Origin of the sequence: Fertoeibacter niger (assembly GCF_009380135.2) — a bacterium.
Lineage (GTDB): Bacteria > Pseudomonadota > Alphaproteobacteria > Rhodobacterales > Rhodobacteraceae > Fertoeibacter > Fertoeibacter niger.
Genome location: NZ_WHUT02000012.1, coordinates 48137 through 62998, shown reverse-complemented (window position 1 = coordinate 62998; position 14862 = coordinate 48137). Strand labels below are relative to the sequence as shown.

Below are 14862 nucleotides of genomic sequence, written 5' to 3'. Positions count from 1 at the left end.
ATTTCCGATCCACGGGGGGCCTGCAACCCCGGATCAGCCGTGCAGCAGCAGCCCCGCCGCAATCGCCCACATGGTGCAGCCTACCACCAGTTCCAGCACCACCCAGGCGCGCGGGCTGGCGAACACCGGGGCCAGCAGCCGCGCGCCATAGCCCAGCGCCGTGAAAAAGCTGAGCGAGGCCAGCACCGCGCCCGTGCCAAAGGCCAGCCCGCGCGGCGCATATTGCGCGGAAATGGACCCGATCAGCACCAGCGTATCCAGATAGACATGCGGGTTGGCCCAGGTCAGCAGCAGCACCGTGCCCAGAACCCGGCGCAATGGTGCGGGGCCGGTGGCCGCCGGTTGCAGCGCCGCCCCGCCACGCAATGCGGCGCGAAACCGCAGCGCGCCATAGACCAGCAGAAACCCCGCCCCGCCCCAGCGCATCACCGTGCCCAGCCAGGGCACGGCGCCCGACACCGCGCCAAACCCAGCCACCCCGGCGGCAATCAGCACGGCATCCGACAGCGCGCAGACCAGAACCACCGCGCCCACATGTTCGCGCCTGATGCCCTGCCGCAGCACAAAGGCATTCTGCGCGCCGATGGCGGCGATCAGGCTCAGCGACACCAGATAGCCCGCCAGCAAGGCCCCGGTCATGCCTCTGGCCCCGCCAGCGCAGCCAGCGCCGCCATGGCCTCGGCGGCGCGTTCGCGCTGCACGAAGATATGGTCGTGATGCCAGCCCGCCACCACATTCGCGCTGATCCCCTGCCGGGCCAGCGCTGTGGCAAAGGCAGCCGTCAACCCCACCGCCGCCAGATCGGAATGCACGGTCAGGCTGATGCGCGCCCATCCGGCCCGGTGGGCAATCCCGTGTCGGGCCAGATCGGCAGCCGGCGCGATCAGCGTGGTGCCCTCGGCCTCTGCCACGATGGCAAAGGGGGCGAGGCCCGCCGGCATCGCCATACCGACGGCCAGCAGGCCAAAGCCATGATCCTGATCATGCAGCACCGGCACCATGCAGCGCAGCAGGGTGGCCAGATCGGTTTCGCCCTTGTCCATCATGCCGTCCCGTCCATCATCGCTTCCGGCTTGACCTGACATGGGGCCATGACATTAGTCGAGTTAAATTTCCTGTTCCCAATGAAGCCAAACTAATGCTGGACTATCCCCTTCTCACCGCCCTTGCCGCCGTTCACCGGCGCGGCAGTTTCGATCTGGCGGCTGCCAGTCTGGGGCTGACGCCCTCGGCCGTGTCGCAGCGCATCAAGGCGCTGGAGGAGCGGATGGGCACCTTGCTGATCCGCCGGGGCCAGCCTTCGGTGGCCACCGATGCGGGCCTGCGGCTGATCCGCCATCTGGACGAGGTGATGCTGCTGGAACAGGCACTTGCGCTGCCCCGACCCGGCGCGGCCATGGCCACGCTGCGCATCGCGGTGAGTGCCGACAGTCTGGCGACCTGGGTGATCCCGGCACTGGCGGCGGTAGAGGGCGTGCTGTTCGATCTGGTGATCGACGATCAGGACCATTCGCAGGACTGGCTTCGGCGGGGCGAGGTGGCGGCGGCGATCACCGGCCACCCCGGCCCGTTGCAGGGCTGCGATACGATCCCGCTGGGCACCCTGCGCTATCACGCCACGGCCAGCCCGGGCTTTGTGGCGCGCTGGCTGCCGGATGGCCCCACGGTGCAGGCGCTGGAAAAGGCCCCCGCACTGACGTTTTCCGACAAGGACAGGTTACAGGCAGACTGGCTGCGCGCCGTCACGGGTCGGCGCTTTGCCTTTCCCACGCACCGGATGGCGTCATCGCAGGCCTTTGTCGATGCGGCGCTGGCCGGCCTTGGCTGGGGCATGAACCCTGCCCTGCTGGTGGCCGGTCATCTGGCCAAGGGGCGGCTGGTCGATCTGGCGCCGGCGCTGCCGCTGGATGTGCCGCTGTATTGGCAATTCACCCGGCTGTCGGCACCCGCGCTGGCACCGCTGACCCGGGCCATCCGCGCGGCGGCGGAAGTGCTGCGCCCCGTGGCCTGATCCCGCTCAATCCGGCACACGGCCCGCTTAATCCGGCACGCGAAACGTCAGGTTGGCCCAAAGCGATTCCCATACCGTGCCGGTCGCCTGCGCCAATGACGGTTCGGGTTCGCGCAGCACCACGGCATCGACCATGTATTCCATGCCCCGCGCCACCGGCAGCAGTGCTATCCCTTCGGCATCGGTCCGGTGCTTTGTGACCGTGGCCACCCCATCCGCGCCGCGGGCGTAAAGCTCCACCTGCACATCGGCGCGCGGGCTGTTGCGGTAGAACACCTGCACGTGCATGCCCTGCGCCGGGTCATCGGTATAGGGGTTGTTCAGCGCCACAATCTCGGTTTCCAGCCCCAGAAAGCGGTCGGCCCCCGCCCCGCTGCCCACCCCGATCAGTGACTTGGAAAACCGGGTGTAAAGCTCGGCAAAATCGGTTTCGGGCAGGCCGCGTGCCGCATGACGTTCGCGTATGCCGGAAAAATCCTTGTGCAGAACAAAGGGTTCAAATTTTTCATAGGTTGCATATGAAACTTTGTTATTCACCGATTGGTAAACCACAACGTGCAGCCCATCGCCCAGGGCCGGTTGGTCGACGGCGGGCAGGTTGCCGATCCTGTTTGTCACACCGATGGTCTTGTCCCCTGCCACCACAACGAAAACCCTGCTTCGGTCAGGGAGGAAGCCAAAGGTCTGACCTTCGAACATCTCGCCGTTCAGCAGGTTCGCTCGCAGCGAACCCCCTACTTCCGGTTGATAATCCAGTGGTTCGATCCAGAATTCATGGGCCGACACCGACGACGCCACCAAGAACAGACAAAGGGACAAGACACGCATGGCATTTTCCTACATTCAACGCGGCAGAGGATTTCTTGCACAGATACTGGCAAGTCTGCTGCTTGTGTCCATCACTCTTCCGTCATCGGCCACCGCGCATGAGGTGATGCCCGCCATCGCCGACATGGCACGCGCCGGGGATGAACTGACCTTCGACATCCAGATGAACGCGGAAAGCTTCATTGCGGGCATCGACCTTGCCGCTGTCACCGATACCGACGCCGCCCCCGAAGTCGCGACCTATGAAGAGTTGCACGCGATGGACCCTGCGGCGCTGGAGGCGCGGTTTCGCGCCTTCTGGCCCACAATGGCCGAAAACATCGCCCTGACGGCGGATGGTGCAGCGTTGGCCCCGGTTCTGGTCGGCCTGACCGTGCCGCCTGCCCCCGACAGCGAGGTGCCCCGCACATCGGTGCTGCGGTTTACGGCGGCGCTGCCCCCCGGTGCGACGGCGGTGCAGGTGGGCTGGGCTGCCCCCTACGGCGCGCTGGTACTGCGGCAGAACGGGGTTGAAAGCCCCTATGACGGCTATCTGCAACCCGGCGATGTCAGCCCGCCCATCGCGCTGGGTGGCGGCGATCAGGCCACGGCGTTCGAGGCCTTTGTCGATTACATCCCCGTGGGGTTCGACCATATCGTGCCCAAGGGGCTGGATCACATCCTGTTCGTGCTGGGGCTGTTCTTCCTTTCCACCAGCCTTGCGCCGCTCTTGTGGCAAGTGTCGGCCTTCACGCTGGCGCATACTTTCACACTGGCGGCGGGTGCCCTGGGCTATGTGAACATCCCGGGCGAGATCGTGGAGCCGATCATCGCGGCGTCCATTGTCTATGTGGCGGTGGAAAACATCCTGTCCAACGGGCTTAGCCCCTGGCGGCCGGCGGTGGTCTTTGCCTTTGGCCTGCTGCACGGCTTGGGCTTCGCCTCGGTTCTGGGCGAGTTCGGCGTGCCTGCGAACCAGTTCATCCCGGCGCTGCTGGGGTTCAACGTGGGGGTGGAACTGGGGCAGCTGGCGGTCATCGCCGTGGCGTTCCTGCTGGTCGGCTACTGGTTTGGCAAGAAGCCCTGGTATCGCCGCGCCATCGCGGTTCCGGCCTCGGCGGTCATCGCCATGGTGGGCGGCTACTGGTTTGTGGAACGGGTGTTCCTGTAACGGCCCAAGGCCCGGGGCAACAGCCGTTGCTTTGCCCCGGGCCGCCACCTATGCTTGCCGGATGCACCCGGAACACAACATGTTGCATGGCCGTTTGCCGCCGTTCATCCGTGACCATTACGAATGTCACGAGTGGCGGCATGCCAGCGCGATCCTGTCGCAGGACTTTGCGCAGGAATGGCAGGATCTGCTTGACCTGCTGGGCACCTTCCGGCTGCGCGAAAGCTGGATCAGCGCGGGCGGCGGCAACAAATCGGGCCTGTCAGGCTTCATCGACCGTTTCCTTTATGCGCGTGGCTGGGTTGAAAAACAGTTCCACACCGGCGTGGTCATCGACAACATCCGGCTCGACTCGCCCACCCACAAGATCGACTGCTTCAAGAACGGCATCGCGCTGGAAATCGAATGGAACAACAAGGATCCGTTCTTTGACCGCGACCTGAACAATTTCCGCCTGCTGTTCGACCTGCGCGCGGTCAGCGTGGGGGTGATCATCACCCGGGCCGACAGCCTGCAAGAGATTTTCAACGGCATTGGCCGGGGCTCATCCTATGGGGCCTCGACCACGCATATGTCGAAATTGCTGCCACGGATCGAAGGCGGTGGCGGGGCGGGTTGCCCGCTGCTGGTGTTTGGCATTACAAAGGCCCTCTTCGTGAAGGACACAGAATGATCAGCGCGAGTGACGACCTTCTGGCCCGCACCGCCGGGCAAAAGTTCAAGACCGTGCTGGCCGACCCACCATGGCAGTTCCAGAACCGCACCGGCAAGATGGCGCCGGAACACAAGCGCCTGTCGCGCTACCCCACAATGACGCTGCGCGACATCTGCGACCTGCCGGTCGAGGCGGTGGTGGAAGAAACGGCGCATCTGTATCTGTGGGTGCCCAACGCCCTGCTGCCCGAGGGGCTGCGCGTGATGGAAAACTGGGGGTTCAGCTATAAAAGCAACATCATCTGGTATAAAATCCGCAAGGATGGCGGGCCGGACCGGCGCGGCGTGGGCTTCTATTTCCGAAATGTGACAGAGGTGCTGCTGTTCGGCGTGCGCGGCAAGAACGCCCGCACCCTGACGCAAGGCCGCACGCAGGAAAACATCCTGTCCACGCAAAAGCGCGAACACAGCCGCAAGCCGGATGAGCAATATGCGCTGATCGAAGGGTGCAGCCCCGGCCCGCGGCTGGAGCTGTTCGCGCGCGGCCCCCGCCCCGGCTGGACAGTCTGGGGCAACCAGTCAGACGATTACACCCCCACCTGGGACACCTATTCCAACCATTCACAGGCCAAGGTGGTGCCGTTCAAGAAACGCGTCTGACCAAAAAAAAAGGCCCCGCAACCGGGGCCTTTGGTTTTGCAGATCAGGCGTCCAGCCGGGCCGCGACATCCTCGGGGATGTCGAAATTGGCCGTCACCGCCTGCACGTCGTCGTCTTCCTCCAGCACGTCGATCAGCTTCATCAGCTTGACCGCGGTATCGAAATCCACATTCGTGCGGTTCTGCGGTTTCCAGATCAATTTCGCCTCGGTGCTTTCGCCCAGCGATTTTTCCAGCGCATCCGACACTTCGGACAACATGTCGGCGGCGCAATAGATCCAGTGGCCCTCGTCATCGGATTCCACGTCATCCGCCCCGGCCTCAAGGGCTGCCATCATCACCGAATCGGCATCGCCCGCCGATACCGGATAGGTGATCTCGCCCACCCGGTCGAACATGAAGCTGACCGAATTGGTGGTGCCCAGATTGCCGCCATGCTTGGTGAAATAGCTGCGCACGTTCGATGCGGTGCGGTTCAGGTTGTCGGTCATCGTTTCGACGATGATGGCGATGCCCTCGGGGCCGTAGCCCTCATAGCGCAGTTCGGTGTAATCCGCCGCGTCGCCGCCGATGGATTTCTTGATGGCGCGGTCGATCACGTCTTTCGGCATCGACACGGCCTTGCCGGCCTTTACCGCCAGGCGCAGGCGCGGGTTCTTGTCAGGGTCGGGGTCGCCCATCTTGGCCGCAACGGTGATTTCCTTGGCGAGTTTCGAGAACAGCTTGGAGCGCAGCTTGTCCTGCTTGCCCTTGCGGTGCTGGATGTTTGCCCATTTTGAATGGCCTGCCATGACCCATCTCCGATCCCTGAATTCCGGCGCTGTGGGGCTATAGCCCAGCGGCGGGGGGGGCCGCAAGCCCGGGCCGGGCGCAGGCCAGTTCAATCGCCGAAGTTGGACAGATCCAGCGGCTCGGGCGAGATGAATTCCTTGCTGCGCCCTGCCGCGTCGGTCAGGGTGATGCGTGCCATGGGGGCCAGTGCCGTTTCGGCACCGATGCCGGTAAACACCGCCTCGACCACCTGACGCAGCGGGTTGGCGGGCAGGTCGGGCGCAATCTGCCAGCCCAGATCGGCATTGCAGCGGTCAAACCGGCCCTCGGGGCTGGCGGGTGCGGTGCAATCGGTGCCGTCCGACAAGGTGACGGTCAGGTTTTCCGTGCTCAGCCGTGCCGCAACCGGCGCAGGCGGTGTGGCGCAGGCGGCCAGCAGAACGGGGACAGCCATCAGGGCAGAAAGGCGGGGCAGCATCAGGCGCATCATCGCAATCCTTGGGTCAAAGGCCGTAGACAAGTGGTATCACGATGGCCGCGGCCACGCCCATCAGAATGTTCAGCGGCACGCCGATCCGCAGGAAATCGCCGAAGTTGTAGCCGCCGGGGCCGTAAACCAGCAGGTTGCACTGATAGCCGATGGGCGTGGCGAACCCGAACGACGCCCCCATCATCACCGCCACCAGCAACGGGCGCGGGTCAACGCCCAGCGATTGCGCCAAGCCGATGGCCACCGGTGTCACCACCACGGCCACGGCATTGTTCGACAAAAGCTCGGTCAGGGTCGAGGTCAGGGCATAGACCGCAAAGATCAGCAGCCAGGGCGCAAGATCGGTCATGTAGGGCGCGGCATAACCCACCAGCAGCCCCACAGCGCCCGAATGCTCCAGCCCCTGCCCCACGGCAATCATCCCGAACAGCATGCCCAGAAGCCGCCCGTCGATGGACGAAAACGCCTCGTCCGCGTCGATGCAGCGCGTCACCAGCACGATGGCCACACCGATGAAGGCCAGCACCTCGATAGGGGCCACATCCAGCGACGACAGGGTGATGATGGCCGCCAGCACCGCCACCACGATGGGCGCGCGGTTGCGGCGGAAGGCGCGTTCGGTGGGGTGAGAAATATCGACCATGTCCATGTCGGCGGCAAGGCGCTGGATATCCTCCATCCGGCCCTCCAGCAGCAGCGTGTCGCCCACCGTCACCACCAGATCATCCAGCTGCCGCCCGATGTTCTGGTTGCGGCGATGCACCGCCAGCGGATAGACGCCATAGCGCCGCCGCAGGCGCATCGAGCCCAGGCTGCGACCCACCATGCGGCAACCGGGCGTGATCAGCACCTCGACCGTGCTGGTCTGCACCGAGCTGAGCTTGTCAACCGCGCGCAGATCCTTGTGGTCTTGCAAACTGAGCAGTTCCGACATCGGCGTGCGCAGCACCACGCGGTCGCCCGCCGCCAGTTCCACCGCCGCCAGATCGCGGCGCAGCGACGCATCGCCCCGCAGCACGTCGATCACGCGGACCCCGCCACGCTTGAACAGATCCACCGTTTCCAGTTTCTTGCCCACCAGCGAGCTGTCATCAGGCAACGCCACCTCGGTAAAGAATTTCATCTTGGACCGGTCATTCAGCATCGCCGACATGGAATCGCGGCTGGGCAGCAGGCGGTTGCCCAGTAGCCCCAGATAAAGCATGCCGAGGATCGCCAGCGGCACACCGACGGGCGTGATCTCGAAAATCGAGAACGGCTCCAGCCCGGCAGACCGCGCCACACCGTCAACCACCAGGTTGGTGGATGTGCCGACAAGCGTGATCGTGCCCCCCATGATCGACAGATAGCTGAGCGGGATCAGCAGCTTTGACGGCGCGATCTGCATCTGTGCCGCCAGTTGCATGAATACCGGCAGAAAAACCACAACAACGGGCGTATTGTTCACCACGGCCGACAGCGCGACGATGGCAATGCCAAGCACGGCCACGGTGGCCTTGGGCCGCGCCATCACATGATGGCTGGCCAGTTGCGTCACCCAGTCCAGCGCGCCAGTGCGCACCAGCGCCCCCACCACGATGAACATGGCGGCAATGGTCCACGGTGCGTTGTTGGCCAGCACGCCCATCGCCTCGCCCTGCGGCAGGATGCCCAGCACCAGCATCAGCGCCGCCCCGGCAATGGCCGTCACCTCGACCGGAAAGGTCTCGCGGATGAACAACACCAGCATGCCAAGAATGATGGCAATGGCGACATACGCCTGATGTTCCTGCGCCAGTTCCAAGCCGATCATTCTGTTTCCCGTTTCATTGCGCCTCGGCCTGTCTAACGGGCGCGGGCCGGATTTCAACCCGCCTCTGCCGCCTTCGCACGCGGTTGCACAAGAAAGAGGCCGACCAGCATCACCGCCAGCGCCGCCCAGATCCAGACGCTGAATCTTTCACCCAACAGCAGCATGGCCCACAGCACCCCGGCCCCGGTCACGACATAGGATGTCTGCGATGCGAACACCGCGCCCGCCCGGGCCGCCAGCGCCACATAGCCGGCATAAACCACCGCATGCAGCGCGGATGACGCGATCAGCGCCCATTCCGCCCGACCCCAGGGCAACACCGGGTCGATGAACTGCCCCGACCCCAGTGCCAGCGGCAGCGCGATCACCGCCCCCACCGCCGAGGCCAGCAGCATCGCCTGCACCGCATCCAGCCCCGCCGTGCCATTGCGCGCGACATAATTGCTTTCCGCCGCATAGAACAGCGGCCCCACCAGCGCCAGCGGCACATAGGCCAGCATGCCGGGCGAGGGCAGGCTGGACTGCGGCAGCGTGATCAGCGCCACGCCGATCAGACCGCAAAGCAGCCCGGCCAGCCGCATCATGCTGAAACGGTCCATCCCCAGCGCCAGCGCCATGGGAAAGGCCAGCAAGGGCACCATGGAAATCAGGATCGACATGATGCCCGCTGGCAAATGCGCGACGGAGTAGTAGAAAAACGAATTGGGAATGATCGTGCCGATCACCGCGATGACCAGCGCAAACCGCAGCCCCGCCCCGGTTAGCGGAAAGCGGCGGCGCTTCACCAGCGCGATCGCCCCCAGCACCAGCACCCCCACCACCAGTTGCCAGAAGATCAGCCCGAAATGCCGGTGCCCCGTGGCCACCGCCATCTTGCCCAGGGGTTGCGTCAGGCCCCAGCCCGCGCCAAGTGCCAGCAGCGCCGCCACAAGGGCCAGACGGTTCAAGGGTGCGACTCTTGCAGGCAACCGCCGATGCGCACCATGGCGATCCGCTTGGCAAGGCCGGTGCGGTCATCGCTTTCCACATAAGCCCCCGACAGGGTGGCGGGGCCGGTCGCAGGCTCGAACCGCGACTTGGGCATGCCGGTGATGAAGCGGCGCATCGGCTCGGATTTCTCCATGCCGATGACCGAATTGTAATCGCCGCACATGCCCGCATCGGTCTGATAGGCCGTGCCGCCGCCCAGTATCTGCGCGTCACCCGTGGGCACATGGGTATGAGTGCCCACAACCAGCGTGGCCCGCCCGTCGCACCAATGGCCCATGGCCATCTTCTCGCTCGTCGCCTCGCAATGCATGTCCAGCACCACCGCCTGCGCCAGCCCGCCCAGGGGGTGCGCGCGCAGCACCGCATCCACCGCACTGAACGGATCATCAAAGGGCCGCTTCATGAACACCTGCCCCAACGCCTGCGCCACCAGCACCTTGCGCCCGCCGGGTGCGGTGAACAGCCGCGCGCCCTTGCCCGGCGCACCCTTGGCATAGTTCAGGGGGCGCAGGATGCGGGGTTCCTGTTCGATGAATTGCAGCATGTCCTTCTGGTCAAAGGCATGGTCGCCCAGCGTCACGCAATCGGCCCCGGCGGCCAGCAGCGCCTTGGCATGGTCAGGCGTCAGGCCGACGCCCGAACTGGCGTTCTCGCCATTCACCACCACGAAATCGAGGCCCCACTCGGCACGCAGTTTCGGCAGCCGTTCCGCCACCGCCGCGCGCCCGGCACGCCCCATCACATCGCCCAGAAACAGTATTTTCATGGGGCACAGCGGTAAGCGGCGGCGGGGCGAAGGGCAAGGCGATTCCCGGCCCTGCGACACGATTGGCGGAACGGTTCCACATCCGGCCAGACGGGCACGCGTGGCGGGTGGCCACGGGCCAAAAATCTTCAAAGATTTTTGCCAAGAATTTTTCTGAAAATTCTTGGCCGCGCGCGAACAGCAGCCTTGCGCCTTTCCCGCAAAGGCCCGCCGCGCTAGGTATCGCCCATGGCCATACTCCCCGCCTCCCTGTCAGACTGGTTCGCCGCAAAGGGCTGGGCGCTGCACCCGCATCAGGCGGAGATGCTGGCGCGGGCATCAGACCCGGCAACCCTGCTGATCGCGCCCACGGGTGGCGGCAAGACGCTGGCAGGGTTTCTGCCCACGCTGGCCGAACTGGGGGCGGCCCCCGGCCCGGGGTTGCACACGCTCTATATCTCGCCGCTCAAGGCGCTGACCGCCGACATCAGGCGCAACCTGCGCAGCCCGGTCGAGGGTGCCGGGCTGGCGATCCGGATCGAGGACCGCACCGGCGACACCACCCAGACCCAGCGGCGGCGCCAACGCGCCGACCCGCCGCATATCTTGCTGACCACGCCCGAAAGTCTGGCCCTGCTGCTGAGCTATGAAGACGCCCCGCGCATCTTTGCGGGCCTGCAACGGGTGATCGTGGACGAGATACACGCGCTGGCGGAAAGCAAACGTGGCGACCAGTTGATGCTGGGCCTCGCGCGGTTGCAGGCGCTGGCCCCCGGCCTGCGCCGGGTGGGCCTGTCGGCCACGGTCGAAGACCCGCCGGCACTGGCCCGCTATTTGGCCCGCAACCCCGACCCCTGCACCGTGCTGCATGCCGACCCCGGCCCTGACCCCGACATTTCCATGCTGCTGACCGACGATGCCCCGCCCTGGGCCGGGGGGGGCGGGCGCTATGCCATTCCCGCGATTCTGGACCAGGTCAAGGCGCACCGCACCACGCTGATCTTCCATAACACCCGGGCGCAGGCCGAGATTTTCTTTCACGACCTCTGGCTGGCCAATGAGGACGGCCTGCCGATCGGCATCCACCACGGCAGTCTGGCGCGCGAGCAGCGCGAGAGGGTGGAGGCCGCGATGACGGCGGGTGCCCTGCGCGCCATCGTCTGCACCGGCAGCCTTGATCTGGGCATCGACTGGGGCGATGTCGATCTGGTCATTCAGGTGGGCGCGCCGAAGAACGTGAAACGGCTGGTGCAGCGCATCGGGCGGGCCAACCACCGCTACAACGCGCCGTCCAAGGCGCTGCTGGTGCCCGCAAACCGGTTCGAGGTGGTGGAATGCCACGCAGCCCTTGAGGCGGTGCTGGCGCATGATCTGGATGGCGAGCCGCGCGGGCCGGGCCCGCGTGACGTGCTGTGCCAGCATATCCTAGTGGCCGCCTGCGCCGCACCCTTTGCGGCGGATGCGCTTTATGCCGAGGTGGTGACGGCGGGCCCCTATGCGGGCCTCAGCCGGGCCGCGTTCGATGAATGTCTCGATTTCGTGGCGACCGGCGGCTATGCGCTGCGCGCCTATGACCGCTGGCAGCGGTTGATGCTGCGTGGGGGGCTGTGGGGCCTGCGCGATCCGCGCGCGGCGGCGGTGATCCGGCAGAACATTGGCACGATCATCGACACGGAAACCCTGAAGGTGCGGCTGAAGAACCGGGCGGGCGGCATGCCGCTGGGCGAGGTGGAGGAAGGCTTCGCCGCCACCCTGACCCCGGGCGACACATTCCTGATCGGCGGGCAGGTGGTGCGCTATGAGGGGCTGCGCGAAATGACGGTGGAAGTGACGCGCCAGCCCGGGCGCGAGCCAAAGGTGGCCACCTTCAACGGCACGAAATTTGCAACATCGACCCTGCTGACCCAGCGCATCCTGCGGATTTTTCAGCAGGCGGACTGGCCCGACCTGCCCGGCCATACCGCCGCCTGGCTGGCGCTGCAACGCCGGGTTTCACGCCTGCCACAGCCCGACCGGCTGCTGGTGGAAAGCTTTCCGCATGACGGGCGCGAGCATCTGTGCGTCTACGGTTTTGCGGGCCGCAACGCGCAGCAGACGCTGGGACTGTTGCTGACCAAGCGGATGGAGGAGGAAGGCCTGCACCCGCTGGGCTTTGTCGCCACCGATTATGCCACGCTGATCTGGGGGCTGGATGCGGTGCGCGATGTGGCCCCGCTGTTTGACCCGGCCCGGCTGCGCGACGGGCTGGAGGGGTGGCTTTCGGGCAATGCGGTGATGAAACGCACCTTCCGCAACGCCGCGATCATCGCGGGCCTGATCGAGCGCAGCCATCAGGGGCGGCGCAAATCGGGGCGGCAGGCCACGTTTTCGTCGGACATCCTGTATGACACGCTGCTGAAATACGACCCCGGCCACCTGATGCTGACCATCACCCGGGACGAGGCGATGCGCGGTCTGGTGGATTTCGGCCGGGTGGAGGAGATGCTTGCGCGCATCGGCACCGCCCCCGATGGCGGTATCGACATGGCCCGGCTGGACCGCGTGACCCCGCTCGCCGCCCCGCTTTTCCTGGAAATGGGCCGGGTGCCAGTAGAGGGGGCGGCGCGCGAAAGGCTGCTGGCCGAGGCGGCGGATCGGCTGATGCAGGCGGCCGGGCTGGGCTGAGCCGGGGGTGCCGCCCCCGGGGGCATCGAGCCCCCGCGTGCGGCCTGCCGGGAGACGGCCACGGATGCTGCGGCCTGTCGCTGATGGCGAGGCCTCCGGCGGGGATATTTGGGCCAGCAAGAATTTGGCGAGTGACAGCAGCTTGCAGGCGCAGCCGGGGCTTGCGCGGAACGCAGCGGTCGGGCAGATACAAAGCATGAACACGCTTGAATTCCATCTTGGCGGTGTCGCGCTGCGCGCCCTGCCCTCGGGGGCGCTGCACTGGCCCGGGCAGCGGCTGCTGTGCGTGTCAGATCTGCATTTCGGCAAGGCCGAGCGGCTGGCGCGGCGCGGCGGGGCATTGTTGCCGCCCTATGACACCGAGACGACGCTGGCGCGGCTGGACAGCGATCTGGAAGCGACGGGCGCGCGGCAGGTGATCTGTCTGGGCGACAGTTTCGACGATCTGGCGGCGGCAGGTGCCCTGCCCGAGGCGGCGCGGCTGTGGCTGCTGCGGCTGATGGCGGGGCGGGACTGGACATGGATATTGGGCAACCACGACCCGGCCCCTCAGGATTTCGGCGGTAGCCACCGGGCGGCGCTGCGGCTGGGTGCGCTGACCTTCCGGCATATCGCCACGGCGGACACGCCCGAGGTTTCAGGGCATTATCACCCCAAGGCCAGCGTGGCGGGGCGCAGCCGGCCCTGTTTTCTGCTGGATGCGCAGCGGCTGATCCTGCCGGCCTATGGGGCCTATACCGGCGGGCTGGCCAGCCATGATCCGGTGCTGACCGGGTTGATGGGGGCCGATGCGCTGGCCATCCTGACGGGCACGCGGGCGCTGGCCCTGCCGATGCCGCGCATGGCCCCAAAGCCGGGCGTGTTGCGGCGCTAGACGGTCAGGCCCTGCGGTTCGGGCAGGCCATGGGCGCGGCAGCAGGCGGTCAGGGTGTTGGCCAACAGGCAAGCGATGGTCATCGGCCCCACGCCGCCCGGCACCGGGGTGATGGCACCGGCCACGGCGGCGGCGGATTCGAAATGCACATCGCCTACCAGCCGGGTCTTGCCGTCACGCTCCACCCGGTTGATGCCCACGTCGATCACCGTGGCCCCGGGTTTCACCCAGTCGCCGGTGATCATCTCGGGCCGCCCGACCGCCGCCACCAGAATGTCAGCCGTGCGGCAAAGCGCGGGCAGATCGCGGCTGCGGGAGTGACCAATGGTGACGGTGCAGCTGTCGCCCAGCAGCAGTTGAGCCATCGGCTTGCCCACGATGTTGCTGCGGCCCACCACCACCGCATTCATGCCCGACAGGCTGCCATGGTGGTCGCGCAGCATCATAAGGCAGCCCAAGGGCGTGCAGGGGACCATGGATTTTTGCCCGGTGCCCAGCAGGCCGACATTCGATATGTGAAATCCGTCGACATCCTTGGCGGGCGATATGCTGTTGATCACCAGATCGGCATTCACATGAGCAGGCAGCGGCAACTGCACAAGAATGCCGTGAACTTTCGGATCGGCGTTCAGCCGGGAGATCAGGGCCAGCAGATCGGCCTCGGGCGTGTCGCCGGGCAGCCGATGTTCGAAAGAGGCCATGCCCACCTCGACCGTCTGCTTGCCCTTGGCCCCGACATAGACCTGGCTGGCCGGATCTTCGCCCACCAGGACCACGGCCAGACCGGGGGTGATGCCCTGCGCGGCCAGAACAGCCACACCCGCCGCCACATCTGTCCGCACCCGGGCGGCAAAAGCCTTGCCGTCGATCACTTGCGCTGTCATTCCGCTCTCCTTTTCGGCAGCAGGCCCTTGCCCAGCACCGCCTCTTCGCGGGTGATCGACCAGTCGATCAGCCGCCGCCACAGGCTTTCGGCCAGCGCCGGATCCAGCCCTTCGGCCATCGCCCTCCCGCGCACCTTGGCCACCACCTCCTCGACCCGCGCGTCAATGCGCGCGGGCAGGCCTGCGCCGGGTTTCAGCACGATGGCACGGTCGATATAGGCCATGCGCCGGGCCAGCGCGGCGACAATTTCGGCATCCAGCGTGTCAATCGCGGCACGCAGCTGGGTCATGTCCTTGCAATCCTGCGGGGCCTGCATCGCATCCCTTTCCCGGCGGTCATGCCGCGCCTT

The 14862-nt window shown here is 66.1% G+C and carries 16 protein-coding genes; 6 read left to right on the top strand and 10 right to left on the bottom strand.

Annotation, left to right across the window (positions count from 1 at the left end; translation table 11 throughout):
- Window positions 1-33: 33 nt before the first annotated feature.
- Entirely contained in the window at window positions 34-639 is a 606-nt protein-coding gene (locus GEU84_RS17390) for a LysE/ArgO family amino acid transporter (RefSeq protein ID WP_152828338.1), read from the bottom strand.
- Window positions 636-1046, bottom strand: coding sequence for an ACT domain-containing protein (locus GEU84_RS17385; RefSeq protein WP_217438604.1), 411 nt, complete (start codon window positions 1044-1046; stop codon window positions 636-638). The genes GEU84_RS17390 and GEU84_RS17385 overlap by 4 nt, the downstream gene beginning before the upstream one ends.
- A 92-nt stretch (window positions 1047-1138) precedes the next feature.
- Here GEU84_RS17385 and GEU84_RS17380 point away from each other — a divergent pair, with 92 nt between their 5' ends.
- Window positions 1139-2011, top strand: coding sequence for a LysR family transcriptional regulator ArgP (locus GEU84_RS17380; RefSeq protein ID WP_152828337.1), 873 nt, complete (start codon window positions 1139-1141; stop codon window positions 2009-2011).
- 27 nt (window positions 2012-2038) lie between these two features.
- Here GEU84_RS17380 and GEU84_RS17375 read toward each other — a convergent pair whose 3' ends face one another.
- On the bottom strand, window positions 2039-2839 hold the full coding sequence (locus GEU84_RS17375) for a DUF4198 domain-containing protein (RefSeq protein WP_152828336.1): 801 nt from the start codon (window positions 2837-2839) through the stop codon (window positions 2039-2041).
- On the opposite strand from GEU84_RS17375, the gene GEU84_RS17370 reads away from it, so the two are divergent.
- The 3 genes from GEU84_RS17370 (at window position 2838) to GEU84_RS17360 (ending at window position 5303) form a co-directional block, all read left to right on the top strand.
- On the top strand, window positions 2838-3989 hold the full coding sequence (locus GEU84_RS17370) for a HupE/UreJ family protein (protein ID WP_152828335.1): 1152 nt from the start codon (window positions 2838-2840) through the stop codon (window positions 3987-3989). The two genes, GEU84_RS17375 and GEU84_RS17370, sit on opposite strands and share 2 nt — an antisense overlap.
- A gap of 79 nt (window positions 3990-4068) precedes the next feature.
- On the top strand, window positions 4069-4662 hold the full coding sequence (locus GEU84_RS17365) for a BglII/BstYI family type II restriction endonuclease (RefSeq protein WP_152828334.1): 594 nt from the start codon (window positions 4069-4071) through the stop codon (window positions 4660-4662).
- Window positions 4659-5303, top strand: a complete 645-nt coding sequence (locus GEU84_RS17360; protein WP_152828333.1) for an MT-A70 family methyltransferase — start codon at window positions 4659-4661, stop codon at window positions 5301-5303. Before GEU84_RS17365 ends, GEU84_RS17360 begins: the two co-directional genes overlap by 4 nt.
- A 43-nt stretch (window positions 5304-5346) precedes the next feature.
- Here GEU84_RS17360 and GEU84_RS17355 read toward each other — a convergent pair whose 3' ends face one another.
- From GEU84_RS17355 to GEU84_RS17335, 5 genes are all read right to left on the bottom strand, one after another.
- On the bottom strand, window positions 5347-6093 hold the full coding sequence (locus GEU84_RS17355) for a YebC/PmpR family DNA-binding transcriptional regulator (protein WP_152828332.1): 747 nt from the start codon (window positions 6091-6093) through the stop codon (window positions 5347-5349).
- 89 nt (window positions 6094-6182) lie between these two features.
- Complete coding sequence (locus GEU84_RS17350; RefSeq protein WP_174539956.1) at window positions 6183-6563, bottom strand: hypothetical protein; 381 nt, start codon at window positions 6561-6563, stop codon at window positions 6183-6185.
- Between the two features lie 13 nt (window positions 6564-6576).
- The gene (locus GEU84_RS17345; RefSeq protein ID WP_152828330.1) at window positions 6577-8355 is read right to left on the bottom strand and encodes an SLC13 family permease; all 1779 of its coding nucleotides are present in this window, start codon (window positions 8353-8355) and stop codon (window positions 6577-6579) included.
- A gap of 53 nt (window positions 8356-8408) precedes the next feature.
- Window positions 8409-9302 carry a DMT family transporter gene (locus GEU84_RS17340; protein WP_152828329.1) on the bottom strand — a complete coding sequence of 298 codons (894 nt, stop codon included), beginning with the start codon at window positions 9300-9302 and terminating at the stop codon, window positions 8409-8411.
- The gene (locus GEU84_RS17335; protein ID WP_152828328.1) at window positions 9299-10111 is read right to left on the bottom strand and encodes a TIGR00282 family metallophosphoesterase; all 813 of its coding nucleotides are present in this window, start codon (window positions 10109-10111) and stop codon (window positions 9299-9301) included. The genes GEU84_RS17340 and GEU84_RS17335 overlap by 4 nt, the downstream gene beginning before the upstream one ends.
- A 228-nt stretch (window positions 10112-10339) precedes the next feature.
- On the opposite strand from GEU84_RS17335, the gene GEU84_RS17330 reads away from it, so the two are divergent.
- Window positions 10340-12754, top strand: coding sequence for a ligase-associated DNA damage response DEXH box helicase (locus tag GEU84_RS17330; protein ID WP_152828327.1), 2415 nt, complete (start codon window positions 10340-10342; stop codon window positions 12752-12754).
- Window positions 12755-12950: 196 nt separating this feature from the next.
- Window positions 12951-13628 carry a ligase-associated DNA damage response endonuclease PdeM gene (gene pdeM, locus GEU84_RS17325; RefSeq protein ID WP_152828326.1) on the top strand — a complete coding sequence of 226 codons (678 nt, stop codon included), beginning with the start codon at window positions 12951-12953 and terminating at the stop codon, window positions 13626-13628.
- Here the strand turns inward: pdeM and folD are convergent.
- Together folD and GEU84_RS17315 are read right to left on the bottom strand one after the other, a co-directional pair.
- Window positions 13625-14512, bottom strand: coding sequence for a bifunctional methylenetetrahydrofolate dehydrogenase/methenyltetrahydrofolate cyclohydrolase FolD (gene folD, locus GEU84_RS17320; RefSeq protein ID WP_152828325.1), 888 nt, complete (start codon window positions 14510-14512; stop codon window positions 13625-13627). The two genes, pdeM and folD, sit on opposite strands and share 4 nt — an antisense overlap.
- On the bottom strand, window positions 14509-14829 hold the full coding sequence (locus GEU84_RS17315; protein WP_152828324.1) for a chorismate mutase: 321 nt from the start codon (window positions 14827-14829) through the stop codon (window positions 14509-14511). Before GEU84_RS17315 ends, folD begins: the two co-directional genes overlap by 4 nt.
- Window positions 14830-14862 lie beyond the last annotated feature (33 nt).

What these genes read in the sequence shown, in the direction of transcription:
- folD (WP_152828325.1), bottom strand. Translation starts at nt 14,512, where the DNA reads ATGACAGCGCAAGTGATCGACGGCAAGGCTTTTGCCGCCCGGGTGCGG.
- GEU84_RS17330 (WP_152828327.1), top strand. Translation starts at nt 10,340, where the DNA reads ATGGCCATACTCCCCGCCTCCCTGTCAGACTGGTTCGCCGCAAAGGGC.
- GEU84_RS17315 (WP_152828324.1), bottom strand. Translation starts at nt 14,829, where the DNA reads ATGCAGGCCCCGCAGGATTGCAAGGACATGACCCAGCTGCGTGCCGCG.
- GEU84_RS17385 (WP_217438604.1), bottom strand. Translation starts at nt 1,046, where the DNA reads ATGATGGACAAGGGCGAAACCGATCTGGCCACCCTGCTGCGCTGCATG.
- GEU84_RS17370 (WP_152828335.1), top strand. Translation starts at nt 2,838, where the DNA reads ATGGCATTTTCCTACATTCAACGCGGCAGAGGATTTCTTGCACAGATA.
- GEU84_RS17360 (WP_152828333.1), top strand. Translation starts at nt 4,659, where the DNA reads ATGATCAGCGCGAGTGACGACCTTCTGGCCCGCACCGCCGGGCAAAAG.
- GEU84_RS17335 (WP_152828328.1), bottom strand. Translation starts at nt 10,111, where the DNA reads ATGAAAATACTGTTTCTGGGCGATGTGATGGGGCGTGCCGGGCGCGCG.
- pdeM (WP_152828326.1), top strand. Translation starts at nt 12,951, where the DNA reads ATGAACACGCTTGAATTCCATCTTGGCGGTGTCGCGCTGCGCGCCCTG.
- GEU84_RS17345 (WP_152828330.1), bottom strand. Translation starts at nt 8,355, where the DNA reads ATGATCGGCTTGGAACTGGCGCAGGAACATCAGGCGTATGTCGCCATT.
- GEU84_RS17365 (WP_152828334.1), top strand. Translation starts at nt 4,069, where the DNA reads ATGTTGCATGGCCGTTTGCCGCCGTTCATCCGTGACCATTACGAATGT.
- GEU84_RS17355 (WP_152828332.1), bottom strand. Translation starts at nt 6,093, where the DNA reads ATGGCAGGCCATTCAAAATGGGCAAACATCCAGCACCGCAAGGGCAAG.
- GEU84_RS17390 (WP_152828338.1), bottom strand. Translation starts at nt 639, where the DNA reads ATGACCGGGGCCTTGCTGGCGGGCTATCTGGTGTCGCTGAGCCTGATC.
- GEU84_RS17380 (WP_152828337.1), top strand. Translation starts at nt 1,139, where the DNA reads ATGCTGGACTATCCCCTTCTCACCGCCCTTGCCGCCGTTCACCGGCGC.
- GEU84_RS17375 (WP_152828336.1), bottom strand. Translation starts at nt 2,839, where the DNA reads ATGCGTGTCTTGTCCCTTTGTCTGTTCTTGGTGGCGTCGTCGGTGTCG.
- GEU84_RS17350 (WP_174539956.1), bottom strand. Translation starts at nt 6,563, where the DNA reads ATGATGCGCCTGATGCTGCCCCGCCTTTCTGCCCTGATGGCTGTCCCC.